The organism is Oceanimonas marisflavi (assembly GCF_003049725.1).
GTDB lineage: Bacteria > Pseudomonadota > Gammaproteobacteria > Enterobacterales > Aeromonadaceae > Oceanimonas > Oceanimonas marisflavi.
This window is the reverse complement of sequence record NZ_QAGM01000001.1, coordinates 23,254-35,573: the sequence shown is the minus strand read 5'-3', so window position 1 is coordinate 35,573 and position 12,320 is coordinate 23,254. Positions and strand designations below refer to the sequence as shown.

8 protein-coding genes are annotated in these 12,320 nt (G+C 60.4%); 4 read left to right on the top strand and 4 right to left on the bottom strand.

Features of this window, described 5'->3' with window-relative positions:
• Together DA373_RS00170 and DA373_RS00165 are read right to left on the bottom strand one after the other, a co-directional pair.
• A complete protein-coding gene (locus DA373_RS00170; RefSeq protein WP_107850349.1) occupies positions 1-825 on the bottom strand; it encodes a hypothetical protein in 825 nt (274 codons plus the stop codon).
• A 2-nt stretch (positions 826-827) separates the two neighbouring features.
• Positions 828-2,306: a hypothetical protein gene (locus tag DA373_RS00165; RefSeq protein WP_107850348.1), complete on the bottom strand. Its 1,479-nt coding sequence runs from the start codon at positions 2,304-2,306 to the stop codon at positions 828-830.
• Between the two features lie 179 nt (positions 2,307-2,485).
• Here DA373_RS00165 and DA373_RS00160 point away from each other — a divergent pair, with 179 nt between their 5' ends.
• Positions 2,486-3,388, top strand: coding sequence for a WYL domain-containing protein (locus tag DA373_RS00160; protein ID WP_107850347.1), 903 nt, complete (start codon positions 2,486-2,488; stop codon positions 3,386-3,388).
• 76 nt (positions 3,389-3,464) lie between these two features.
• Here DA373_RS00160 and tyrR read toward each other — a convergent pair whose 3' ends face one another.
• On the bottom strand, positions 3,465-5,015 hold the full coding sequence (gene tyrR / locus DA373_RS00155) for a transcriptional regulator TyrR (RefSeq protein ID WP_107850346.1): 1,551 nt from the start codon (positions 5,013-5,015) through the stop codon (positions 3,465-3,467).
• A 204-nt stretch (positions 5,016-5,219) separates the two neighbouring features.
• On the opposite strand from tyrR, the gene DA373_RS00150 reads away from it, so the two are divergent.
• From DA373_RS00150 to ccoG, 3 genes are all read left to right on the top strand, one after another.
• Positions 5,220-5,777, top strand: coding sequence for an acyl-CoA thioesterase (locus DA373_RS00150; protein ID WP_107850345.1), 558 nt, complete (start codon positions 5,220-5,222; stop codon positions 5,775-5,777).
• 1 nt (position 5,778) lies between these two features.
• Positions 5,779-7,188 (top strand): aminotransferase-like domain-containing protein, encoded by a 1,410-nt coding sequence (locus DA373_RS00145; RefSeq protein WP_107850344.1) that lies wholly within the window; start codon positions 5,779-5,781, stop codon positions 7,186-7,188.
• Between the two features lie 149 nt (positions 7,189-7,337).
• Positions 7,338-8,723 carry a cytochrome c oxidase accessory protein CcoG gene (gene ccoG / locus DA373_RS00140; protein WP_107850343.1) on the top strand — a complete coding sequence of 462 codons (1,386 nt, stop codon included), beginning with the start codon at positions 7,338-7,340 and terminating at the stop codon, positions 8,721-8,723.
• Here the strand turns inward: ccoG and DA373_RS00135 are convergent.
• Positions 8,720-12,247: an EAL domain-containing protein gene (locus DA373_RS00135; protein WP_107850342.1), complete on the bottom strand. Its 3,528-nt coding sequence runs from the start codon at positions 12,245-12,247 to the stop codon at positions 8,720-8,722. The two genes, ccoG and DA373_RS00135, sit on opposite strands and share 4 nt — an antisense overlap.
• Positions 12,248-12,320 lie beyond the last annotated feature (73 nt).

The following is a 12,320-nucleotide window of genomic DNA, read 5'->3' as shown; positions in this document are numbered from 1 at the left end:
CTAGATCTCCAGCGAGTGTTGAGTTTCAGCGGTTTTGGCCGGGTTGGGTTGCCCTCTGTCCGTTGCGGGATCGATATCCATGACAAAGCGAACTGTTTCTTCGATGCCGGTATAGCGCAGATAGTGTTTGAGCTTCTGGGTTGGATACCAGTCGGATTCTCCCGACAGGCTGCTGTCCTCGGCCAAGAAGCCCTCTGTCTGCAGCAGTTGTATCCAACGCATCGCCATTTCCGTTTGCGAGCGGATACTGGAGACACGACTCACCTTTTCATCATGGATGCGGGGAATGCGTTCCTCCTGCACAAACCGGGCGGCCAGAAGCAGGCCGTCTACCGCATCGTCGCCCTCGACTTTGCGTTGTGCGATCACCTGGTCGGCAACATTGTTGAGCCTGGCCACCACCGAAGCTGCATTGATACCGCTGGTTTGACCGGACTCGACCCGAACCGCATCGGGGTTGGGAAACATGTCAGCCAGTAAGGCGATCAGGGTTAATCCCGCGAACAGACGCTGCTCCTTGCGCTCGTTGCTCATCTGTTCGGCGGTGGTTTCAGGTAGCAGGCGTTTATTTAGCCAGCCCAGGGTAGGGGCATAGGGGCCGCGACCATCGGCAGTCAGCAATACCCCGTACGTCTCGTGGATACCGAGGTAACGCAACTTCATGCCGGCTGCGACGCCGCGGATAATGTCAGCAAACAGGACGTCTCCCTGGAGTTCCAGCGCCTGTTGAATCGGTTCATCCCCCATCTTGTATCCCAGTGAACTCATGATCGCCTGCGTGGCGATCTCGGCGTAGCGCTTAGCCTGTTGATGCGTGTCGTGCATAACTACTCCTCAAAGTCCTCAAAGGGCGGTGTGGGGGCGGTCGTCAGTAGGGTGATATTGTCAGCCCGCCAGAGCGCCGTTTCGATAGGGGCGTCGTCCACATCCACCGCGATGCAGGGATCGCTGTTGGCCGCCAAGCTGCCGATGTGGAGCAAGCAGACCTGTTGCTCCAGTTCGGACAACTCACCATTCGCGTAGGCATCAAACACCTCAGCAAAACTGACGCGGCCTCGAGCTTTCAGGCAGTCGCTAACCCAGTTGCTGCAGTGCCTGAGCACCGACTCGGAAATGCCGCGCAGGGTGGTTTCAATAGCAACGGGCTGTTCGGTTGGATCCTGGATTTCGCGCGGCAACACCTGGTCAAACTGATCGAGGTACAGGTTCAGCACCGCCTCCAGATCGAGCAGGGTGTGCTGGTCGCCCTCTTGGCTTCGGGGAGCCAGCAGGCGTGTAACCAGTTCATCCATGCCCTGTTCGGCGGTCGCTGGGGCAAGGGCCAGCAAGGGCTGGAGTGCCCCTTTTTCCAGCGTTTCCCGAAACAGGGTGTTGTCTCTGGGAAGAATTAGCTTCAGGCGAGCCCGTTCAAAATCCTTGTTCACGTCGTGCAAGCGATCCTGGTAGCCCAGTGTGAAGGCGCTGACCTCGGCAAAAGTCTCCTGCGCTTGGCGCAGCTTGTGCAGTTTGTCGGGGTGCAATGCTGAGCGCCCATCCGCTAGCATTTCGGTAATGGTCGACAGGGTATTCTGAATATGCTCCAGCACTTCCTGAGTCTTATCAAAGGAGTCACTCAATACCGGCCGGATATCGTGCGCATAGGATGCGCTCAAATCACCCGACTGGGCGGCGCGTACTTTCATCCGCATCCCGATCAAGTATTGCTCCAGCTGCCGCTGGGTTGACTGGATCTGGTGCACCGCCTTGTCGATTTCGCCGCGACGAATGGTTTTGAGCGTTCGCCAGGCCAGAATGGCGGCACGCTCTATTGGCGTTTCGTCCAAGCGAAGGGTATAGAACAGCATTCCTTCATCGGTCATCGACCAGAGAATGTCATCGGAGCCGGATACCTGGTCGTGCCGTATCAGGCGAACCACTTGTTCATCGGAATGCGCTCGTGCGGTGAAGTCGTAGTACCGGAGACGGAAAGGATCCTTGATCGCCGTGAAAACCTTGCCCGCGACCTGAGCGTAGTGGGCAGTATCTTGTCCCGGATACGCCTCCTTCAGGTGCTCCACCAGACACCACTCCGCTTCTTTGCGGGTCATGCCCGGTTGGCGCTCGCGGTCGGCGTAGTAAAGCATGGCGTCGAAGAGGGACATGATGGCGGCGAGGGCATCAAAGTCGACGCCGTCAAATGGTTTGCGCTGCAGGGCGCTATAGATCGAGTCCAGCGTTCGCACGACCAGCAAGGCGTGAGACTGAATGGTCAGCTCACGACGTGCCATGGGTTCATTGCGAGCCTGCTCCAGAAACTCTAGCGACATAACGTCCTCCAGCTGACAGACCATCAATGTAGCACTGAGGTTTATTTAAGGAAATTATACTTGCTTATTTTTTAATCTTTGCAATGTTATTTGCTTTGCCGGGAGCGGGTATATACTTGAGCGGGCTATCAGATGAACTCGGATAGCCTGTCTTCCACCAACACAGAACAAAAGTGGGTATGCATTACTCAGCCTTTCTTCAACAGCACCACACGTCTCTCAGTCACGCGCAGTGGTTACGTTTGCGCTACGTGGAGCGTCAATTGCTGTGGGAGCGAAAAATCACTTCGCGCATGATAGCGGAGGAGTTTGGGGTCTCGCCGCAGCAGGCCCGTACCGATGTTCGAGCCTACCAGGAGCTAGCGCCGGGTAACGTGCTCGATCAAGACGGTGGTCGCAAGGGCTATTTTCCCAGTGATACTTTTATACCTGTACTGCTGGGAGATAATGACCTGGTATGGCGTGCGACGGCAGAGTTTCAACCGCCGCACGCGGCTCACGCGCAGGAAATTCCGATCATCCATCGCGCGGTACCGAGCCGCACGCTAGCGGTTTTTTTGTCTGCGATCGAGCGGCAGGGCCAGGTGCAAGCTCGCTATGCGTCAATGGAGCATCCGGAAGGTAAGTCGCGCACACTGACCCCCACGGTCATTATCACCGTCAATGGGCGTCAGCATGTGCGCGCTTATGACTGGGGCAGCTCGGCGTTTAAAGATTTTGTTTTGGCGCGATTCCTGGGCTTGCCGGAACTGATTGCTCCATCGGCAGCCCCACCGCATGAAGATACGGCGTGGGAGATTACGCTCCCTGTGCGTTTTATTGTCAATCCGGCACTCAGCAAGGCGCAACAGGGGGTGATTGAGCGGGACTACCTGCTCGAGCCACGGGAGTTCAGCATTCGCGCGCCGATGATTTTTTATTTGTGCCCTGAGAACAACCTGCCTAAAACCGATGATGAGTATGCACAGGCCATTAATCCCAGCGGTCAAGGCCCCTTTGTCTACCCTGTTCTCGCTGTGCATGCCCAAACAGGCGAGCCCATTCACAAGTACCGCTATGCAGGCGACCCGAAACAGAGTTAACCTTTTGTTCTGTATATGGTTTAAAACCCCGTGTGTTTTCAAGAAAGGCTTGACGTTGGCCATTTCATTGAGAGCCTTATTTCCTGTGCTTGCCGATACCGTGCTCCCTGAGCTTGTTGGCCACGGCGGTATGGGAGATACCCAGCCGTTTGGCCAGCAGCCGGCTGGACGGGTATTCCGGGTACAGCCGGGCCAGCAGCAGGCGCTCAAAGCCTTTTACCGCCTCCTCCAGGGAGCCGTCACAGAGGGCGTCGAGCTCGGGCAGGGCGCTTTGCTCGGGCAGGGACAGGTCGCCCACATCCAGCTCGTCGCCTTCCAGCAGGCTGATGGCCCGGTACAGGCAGTTGCCCAGCTGGCGCACGTTGCCGGGCCAGGGGTAGTGTTGCAGGTACTCCGCCAGCTTTGCCGACAGCCGGGGCTGGGGCCGCTCCAGCTCGGCGGCGTAACGGGTGCACAGCTGCCGGGCCAGGGGCAGAATGTCCTTTTGCCGCTCCCGCAGTGAAGGCACCCGCAGGTTGAGCACATTGAGCCGGTAGAACAGATCCTGGCGAAACTGGCCCTGCTGTACCAGCGCAGCCAGATCCTGCTGGCTGGTGCAGATCACCCGAATATCCACCTTCACTTCCTGCTCGTCCCCCAGCCGTCGGAACACCCCGTCCTGCAGGACGCGCAGCAGTTTGCGCTGCAGCAGCGGCGACATTTCGCCGATTTCGTCCAGCACCAGGGTGCCGCCATTGGCCTGCTCCAGCACACCGCGCTTGCCCTTTTCATTATTGCCAAAGGCGCCGGGCGCATAGCCGAACAGCTCGTTTTCGGCGGCATCGTCGGGAATGGCGGCGCAGTTGAGCAGCATAAAGGGGCCTTCGCCGCGCAGGCTGGCTTTGTGACAGGCGCGGGCCAGCTGCTCCTTGCCGGTGCCGGTTTCCCCCTGAATCAGCAGGGGCGCATCCAGCACCGCCAGCCGGCGGGCTTCCCGCAGCAGTTCGATCATGACCGGGCTATGGGTGGTAAAGTCGTCAAAATGCTTGGACTCCCGGTGGCGCATGGCCTTGAAGTGCTGGCCGATGCGCCAGGCCGACTTGAACACCACCACGGCGCCGGCCAGGCTTCGCTCGCCGGATTCTTCGGTGACCCAGATGGGTAAAAAGTCCGCCAGCCAGGGCTGGCCTTCGATGGTGACCTTTTCGCTGAGGGGGCGGGGCTGGTCCTGCTCCAGCCAGCGGCTGACATGCACGCCCTTGAGGCGGGGGCCCAGAGGCTGTTGCAGCAGCTGCGACTGGGGCTGGTCGAGCAGGGCACAGGCGGCATCGTTGGCCAGGGTGATGCGTCCCTTGATATCCACCGCCACCACGGCGTCGGGCAGTACCCTGAGCAGGGCGGTAATGGCGTTGTGCTCCTGCTCCGAAGGCATGCAGGCGATGGTCTGTACATCGTGCACCCCGGACAGGCGGCGAATGGCCGGCATCAGGTGCTGCAGCTCGGCAAAGTCGAGGGCGGGAAAGTTAAGATAGATAATGCCGCTGGTGTCGATTTCGATGCCACGCAGATCGATACGGTGTTCCACCAGAATGTTCAGCAGCTCCCGGGTCAGGCCCAGGCGGTCTTCACAGTTTACTTTCAGACGCATGATTTACATTGGCAAAAATGCATTGGGTGTAAATAATACCTTACACTCGGGCCGGCAGGCGAATGAAGTTGATATAAAAACGTGACAAATCCGGTTTTTATCCGCGTTGATCGTTTACCTCCGGGCCGGCCTCGTCCATGCTTGGCGCCCTGTGCCGGCAGCCCGGCAACCATGTTAATAAAGTACAGTATTTCAGGTGAAGTAATGAGCGAAGCGGTTTTCAGTACGGTCAAGGCGTCCCAGGTGATCCTCAAGGAGCTGATGGTTCCTTCTTATGCCAATTTCGGCGGCAAGGTACACGGCGGCATTATTTTGTCGCTGATGGACAAGATCGCCTACACCTGTGCCGCCAGTCATGCCAAGGGCTACTGTGTGACCGCCTCGGTGGATTCGGTGGACTTTCTCAACCCGGTGGAAGTGGGCGAGCTGCTCACCCTGTATGCCTCGGTAAACTATGTGGGCAAGAGCTCGATGGAAGTGGGTATCAAGGTGGTATCGGAGGACTTTAAGCAGGGCATCGTCAAGCATACCAACACCTCCTATTTCACCATGGTGGCGCTGGACGAACAGACCCGCAAGCCCACATCCGTCCCCGGTCTGGTGCTGGAAGACGAACAGGAAATTCGCCGCTTTGTCATGGGCAAGCTGCGCAAAAAGCTGCGCCGGGCCCACCAGCAGGAAATTGCCGATCTGCGCCAGGCCCTGAGTCTGGATCAGGAAATGGCCGAGCTGGAAGGAGAAAACTGCCGGCTGGCGCTGTAATGTGACCAGCAAGTACCGCCGGCTGGCGCGCCAGCTGCAGGAGCAGATAGAAGCCGGTGCCTGGCAGCCCGGAGACAGGCTGCCTTCATTGCGGGAAACGGCGCGATGCTCCGGCTTCAGTCTGATGACGGTGCTGAGCGCCTATCAGCTGCTGGAAAGCGAGGGCTGGATACTGGCCCGGCCCCAGTCCGGCTACCGGGTGGCCCCGCGCCAGCACAGCCCGGCCAATCCTGCCCGGCCGGCCCTCCATGCGGCCGAGTCGGTGGATATTAACGCCTTTATCTTCAATGTGCTGCAGACCGGGCAACGGCCCGGCTGCGTGGCTTTTGGCTCGGCCTTTCCCCATGCATCTCTGTTTCCGCAGGAGCAGCTGGCGCGCGCGCTGGGCCGGGTGGCCCGGCGGCTGGATCCGGCCCACCAGCAGGTGTTGCCGCCCGGTTGTGCCGAGCTGCGCCGTGCCCTGGCCCGTCGCTATGCGACCCGGGGCATGGCGGTGTCGCCGGATGAGCTCGTGATCACTTCCGGGGCGCTGGAGGCCCTCAACCTGAGTCTGCAGGCGCTGACCCGGCCGGGGGACTGGGTGGTGGTGGAGGCGCCGGCGTTTTACGGGGCCCTGCAGGCGATTGAACGCCTGCAGCTGAAGGCGCTGGCGGTGCCGGTGGATCCGGAGCGAGGACTGGATCTGGATGCCCTGGCCGAAGCCCTGGGCCGCTATCCGGTCAAGGCCTGCTGGCTGATGAGTCACTGTCAGAATCCGCTCGGGGTCAGTCTCGGCGCTGAGGCGCGCAGCCGGCTGCTGGCGCTGCTCAATGAGCACGGTGTGCCCCTGATCGAGGACGATGTCTACGCTGAGCTCTATCAGGGTGAGCTGGCGCCGGTGCCCCTCAGGGCACAGGATGACGGCGTATTGCACTGCTCGTCCTTTTCCAAGACCCTGGCCACCGGCCTGCGCATTGGCTGGGTGGCGGCGGGCGCCCGGGCTCCGGCGATCCAGCGGTTGCAGCTGATGAGCACCCTGTCTACCAGCGCGCCCATGCAGCTGGCACTGGCCGATTACCTGACCGGCCATCATTACGACCGCCACCTGCATACCCTCAGGTGCGAGCTGGCCCGGCGCAAGCAGCGCTTTTACCAGGCCCTGTGCCAGTATATGCCGGCCGGGGTGCAGGTACATGCCAGCCAGGGAGGTTATTTTCTGTGGCTGAGCCTGCCGGCGGGGCTGGACACCACCGAACTTTACCGCCGTGCCCTGGCCGAAGACATCACTATCGCCCCGGGGCGCATGTTCGCCGCCGGCGATCAGTTCCGTCACTGTTTCCGGCTTAATGTGTCGCTGCCCTGGAACGCCCGCAGCGAGGCGGCGGTGGTGCGCCTTGCGACCCTGGTGCAGGGGTTGCTTGACCCATTCTGAACGGTCACTGTTATGGTTTTCTGAGGATGCCCGACATAACTGTTATGGTTTTTTGGCCCCGACTGTTTATGTAGCCGGGGCTTCCGCCGTGCTCTACTGCGTGCCCAGCCGGCCCGTTGCCGGAATGAACCACAACGCAAGTGAGCCTTATGAACGACACTTCCTCCCGAATCGACGTCAAGGTATGTACCGACGTGTCCCGGCCCCGCGATCAGGGGCACATTTATGTGCGGGCCCAGCAGGGGCGCTGGCAGCGGTTGCGCCGCCGGCTGGGCTGGGGCCTGATGCTGCTGTTTCTGGCCGGCCCCTGGCTGCGTTGGAACGGCACCCAGGCAATATTGCTGGACTGGGAAGCCCAGCGTTTTCACCTGTTTGGCATGACCATCTGGCCCCAGGATCTGACCCTGCTGGCGCTGTTGCTGATGGTGGCCGCCTTTGCCCTGTTCTTTATTACCGCCTGGCTGGGCCGGGTCTGGTGTGGCTATCTGTGCCCGCAAACGGTATGGACCTTCTGGTTTATCTGGGTGGAAGAAAAGCTGGAAGGCAGCGCCAACCGCCGGCGCCGGCGGGATCAGGAGGCCTGGAGTGCCGACCGGCTGTTGCGCAAGGGCGGCAAGCACCTGATCTGGTGGCTGATCAGTCTGTTGAGCGGTTTTACCTTTATTGCCTATTTCACTCCCGCCGCCGAACTGGCCCTGGGGCTGCTGACCCTGTCGGCGGGGGGCTGGCCTGCCTTCTGGGTGGGGCTGTTCGCCCTGTGCACCTATCTGAATGCGGGCTGGATGCGCACCCTGATGTGTACGCACATGTGCCCTTATTCCCGTTTTCAGTCGGCCATGTTCGACGCCGGTACCCTGAGCGCCGCCTATGATGCCGGCCGGGGAGAAAGCCGCGGACCTCGTCCGCGCAAGGCCGACCACCGCGCCCAGGGCCTGGGGGACTGCATCGACTGCAACCTCTGTGTGCAGGTGTGTCCGGCGGGTATCGATATTCGCGACGGTCTGCAGTATGAGTGCATCAACTGCGGCGCCTGCATTGATGCCTGCGATCAGACCATGAGTCACATGGGCTACCCGCAGGGGTTGATCCGTTATGCCAGCGAAAACGAGCTGGCCGGCCGGACGACAGATCGCTCCCGGTGGCGGCTCATGGGCTATGGGGGGATCACGGCGGGGCTGCTGGCGCTGCTGGTGCTGACGGCCGTAACCCGTACGCCCCTGGCACTGGAAGTGGTGCGGGATCGCCACCAGCTGTACCGGGAAGCGCTGGACGGCAGCGTGGAGAATACCTTTACCCTCAAGCTGGCCAACAAGGCCCAGCAGCCGCAACGGGTGACGCTGGCGGTGGAGGGACTGGCCAGTCCGGCGTGGCATGGCCCGCGACAGGTCACGCTGGCGCCGGGGGGAGTGACGGAAGTGCCGATCAGCCTGTCACTGAGCAATCCGGCCCCGGGGGAGAAGGTGCGCCCTGTGGTGTTTGTGGCCACCGGTGAGCGGGGAGAGGTGCGCACCGACAGCCGTTTTCTGGCTCCCTAGACGGTTTTCAGGCGGGGCCGCATGTCGGTGAGGTTGCGGGGAGGGGCCGGTGTCAGGGCCTCTTCCAGCTCGGCGGTCAGTTGCCGGTGCAGTTCGCACAGATCATTCAGGCCCTGAATTGTCTGCTGAGTCTGGCCCGATCGCCGCCATTGGTACAGCCGGGTGGCCAGATCATGCAGCTGCTGATGCAGCCGTGCCAGCGGCGCCAGCCGCTCCTGCTCTTCGGCGGAGCACTGGCGGTACCAGCCACCAAAACGGCACAGCTCGGCACTGAGTTCGGGCCAGGGCTGGTCCGGTTGATACAGGGCGGTACGTATGGCCTCGAGCCAGGCAGCGTGCTCCATGCCCGCATACAGCAGGGGCAGCATGCTTCTGTCCAGTCTGGGCAGGCTGGCCCAGTGGGCGGCCGGTTTCCAGTCTGCGGCCCAGGTGGAAAAATCAGCAGCCGGCATGGGACGGGCAATGCCATACCCCTGCGCCAGCTCGCAGCCAATGCGCAGCAGCATATCGCCATGGGCGATGGTTTCCACCCCTTCGGCAATGACCTTGCGGCCAAAGGCCCGGGCCAGGCTGAGCACACCGTCGAGTATGGTGAGGTCCTCGGGATCCTCGAGTATGTCGCGAACAAAGCTCTGATCCACCTTGACGGTGCCTGCGGGCAGTTGCTTGAGGTAGGTCAGGGAAGAATAGCCGGTGCCGAAGTCATCGAGGGATACACCCAGCCCCAGCGCCCGGCACTGGCGAAGGCGCTCGGAGATTTGCGCCAGATCCCCCAGGGTACTGGTTTCCAGTACCTCCAGCTCCAGCCAGGCCGGATCAACATCCGGGTAATGGCCCAGCAGTTGTTGCAGCTGCTCCACAAAATCGCTCTGACGCAGCTGGCGTGCGCCCAGGTTGACACTGACCGTCAGCCTCAGCCCCTGACTGCGCCACTCGCGTATTTGCTGCAGGGCGGTGTCAATGACCCAGTTGCCCAGTTCAATACTGAGGGCATGCTCTTCGATGGCCGGTAAAAAGTACGAGGGTGGTAACAGGCCCTTGTCGGGGTGTTGCCAGCGGATCAGGGCTTCGGCGCCCACCACCTGACCGGTACGCATGTTCACCTTGGGCTGGTAATAGAGCACAAGCTCACCATTTTGCAGGGCCTGGCGAATATGCTCCAGGCTTTCATGATGGGTGCGCATGTCCCGATCCTGTTCGGCGTCAAACAGATGATAGCGGTTCTTGCCGGCCAGTTTGGCCTGATACATGGCCTGATCGGCCTGGCGCAGCAGCTGATCCGGGTCCAGGTCTTCAGCCTGGGGGTAGAAGGTCACACCCAGGCTGGCGGTGACCTGCAGCCGCAGCCCATCTATGTCTACCGGGCGGGCGGCGGCCTGCAGCAAGCGGTTAAGCAGGGGTTTGCAATGATGCGGGTCCTGCAGATCAAGCAGTATGGCCACAAATTCGTCCCCTCCCATGCGGGCCAGGGTATCCCCTTCCCGAATCACCTCTTTCATGCGGGCTGCAACGGCTATCAGCAGCCGGTCGCCGGCGGCATGACCATGGGTGTCGTTAATGGCCTTGAAGCCGTCGAGATCCAGGTAGGCGACGGCCAGCGATTGCTGGTGCCGGCGGGCCTGGGTCATGGCCTGGTGAATGCGCTCAGACAACAATACCCGGTTGTGCAGTTTGGTCAGCGGATCGAAGTGAGCCAGCTGGCGCAGTTGCTGCTCACTGTTTTTCAGCAGGGTAATATCGGTGCGAATGCCGATAAGACCAATAATTTCCCGCTGCTCGGCATCGTCAAAAATGGGGGTTTTGACATCCATATAAACCGTGCGCCGGCCGTCTTTGCTGATGATCTCCACTTCCTCGGAGCTGGGCTCGCCCGCGAGCACCCGGTTATCGGACTCGCGCAGGCTCTGCGTCGTTTCCTGCGAGAAAAACTGTTCATCCATGCTGCCCATGAGGGTGGCGCTGTTGCAGCCAAACTGTTCCAGGGCAGCCCGGTTGGCGTAAATGTAGCGAAAACGGGTGTCTTTCATGTAAATGAACGACGACACATGATCCAGGGCTTCGCGGAAATGGCGGGCCTGGTTGTTGGCGGCCTTCAGGGCCAGCTCGGCCTGCTTGCGGTAAGAGATATTGGTGGTGACGCCGCACCAGCAGACGGCCCCGCCTGGTTCCCGGAAAGGCTGGGCATCTCCCAGCAGCCAGTGGGTCTGACCATCGATAAAGACGCGAAATTCGTGGCGCCAGGGGCTGAGCGTCTGGGCCGAGTGGTGCATGGAGTTGGCCAGCTCTTCCACGTCATCCGGGTGAATGACATCAAAAATGGGAGCGGCGTTGTTGCGGGCCTGCTCGGGAGTGATGCCGTAAATATGGCGAATGTTGTCGCTGGCATAGGGAAAGCTGGTCTGGCCATTTACCTCGAGACGCATCTCGAAAATCATGCCGGGAATCCGGCTGGCAATGGTTTTGAAGCGGTTTTCCAGCTGGCTGAAGCGGGCTTCACGTTCGCGCATATCTTCGGTGAGCTGGTCGGCCAGTTTTGTGGCCCGGACACGGGTGGTCAGGGCAGAGTACAGCAGTAACACCAGCAACAGGGTCAGTGTCAGGCCGGTGCCCAGGGTTATCAGACTGGGAAGGTAATTGATGCTGGCCGCAGGGCTTTGATGATCAAAAACAAGCAGCCACTGGCGGCCGTTGATATCGATAACCCGTTTCTGTACCAAAGCGGAATCAGCAGCAGGGGTGTCACCATGCTGGTAAAGTCCGGCGGACGCAGAAGGCGTGTTGCCGTCATAAACCTGCAGCGTCAGCCACTGGCCATTGTAATGCTGCCAGTCTGCCATGATTTCATTGAGCAGCTGGTTGACCGGTATGGTGGCAAACACCCAGCCCATTAATTCCGGTTTTCCCCTGGCGGCCTGCCGGTATACGGCATCAAACATCATGGTCGTGGCCGGGTTATCCCGGCCAAATACGGTTTTTCCCGACAGCGTGGTCTTGCCCGTGTTTTGGGCCCGCTCCATGGCGCTGCGCCGGGCCGGATCGGTCAGCAGATCCAGGCCAGGCGAGCTCTGGCCGGTGTTCCCCAGGGATTCCTGATAGAGAATGTATCCGTAGGCATCGCGTTTGCCGGGGGGAATAATAGTGGGGTCGGGGATACCGTTTCTTTTCAGTCTGGCTGTGTGAGCGTGACGCTCCTGCTCGCGGATATAACGGGCAAAGCCCAGTGTTTCCATGCCCTCAGGGCCATCGTCGGCCTTGATGCGGGCAACAAAACGTTGCCAGTCGGTGGGAGTGACCAGACTGGAGGCATCAAACAGGGCGGCACTGCTGCGCATGATGACGGCGTAGCTGTCCAGACGCTCCCGTACCTTGAGCGTCAGTTCATCCGCTGTAGCGGCAAATTCCTGAACAACACGGGCTTCCTCATGCTGTTTCAGTGTCAGGGAGACTGCCGAGGTAAAAGCCAGTCCACCGGCCAGCACAAGCCAGGAAAACAAATGCAGAGTGGTCGTGCTGAATTGTGACATGGCCCTTGCTCTTTAATTTGTTGATTCTTTGCAGAAGATTAGCAAGTTGGAGCGCAAAAAGGGTGGACTCAGG

Excerpts from the sequence above, each read along its gene's own strand:
- DA373_RS00170 (WP_107850349.1), bottom strand. The coding sequence starts at position 825 with ATGCACGACACGCATCAACAGGCTAAGCGCTACGCCGAGATCGCCACG.
- DA373_RS00165 (WP_107850348.1), bottom strand. The coding sequence starts at position 2,306 with ATGTCGCTAGAGTTTCTGGAGCAGGCTCGCAATGAACCCATGGCACGT.
- DA373_RS00160 (WP_107850347.1), top strand. The coding sequence starts at position 2,486 with ATGCATTACTCAGCCTTTCTTCAACAGCACCACACGTCTCTCAGTCAC.
- tyrR (WP_107850346.1), bottom strand. The coding sequence starts at position 5,015 with ATGCGTCTGAAAGTAAACTGTGAAGACCGCCTGGGCCTGACCCGGGAG.
- DA373_RS00150 (WP_107850345.1), top strand. The coding sequence starts at position 5,220 with ATGAGCGAAGCGGTTTTCAGTACGGTCAAGGCGTCCCAGGTGATCCTC.
- ccoG (WP_107850343.1), top strand. The coding sequence starts at position 7,338 with ATGAACGACACTTCCTCCCGAATCGACGTCAAGGTATGTACCGACGTG.
- DA373_RS00135 (WP_107850342.1), bottom strand. The coding sequence starts at position 12,247 with ATGTCACAATTCAGCACGACCACTCTGCATTTGTTTTCCTGGCTTGTG.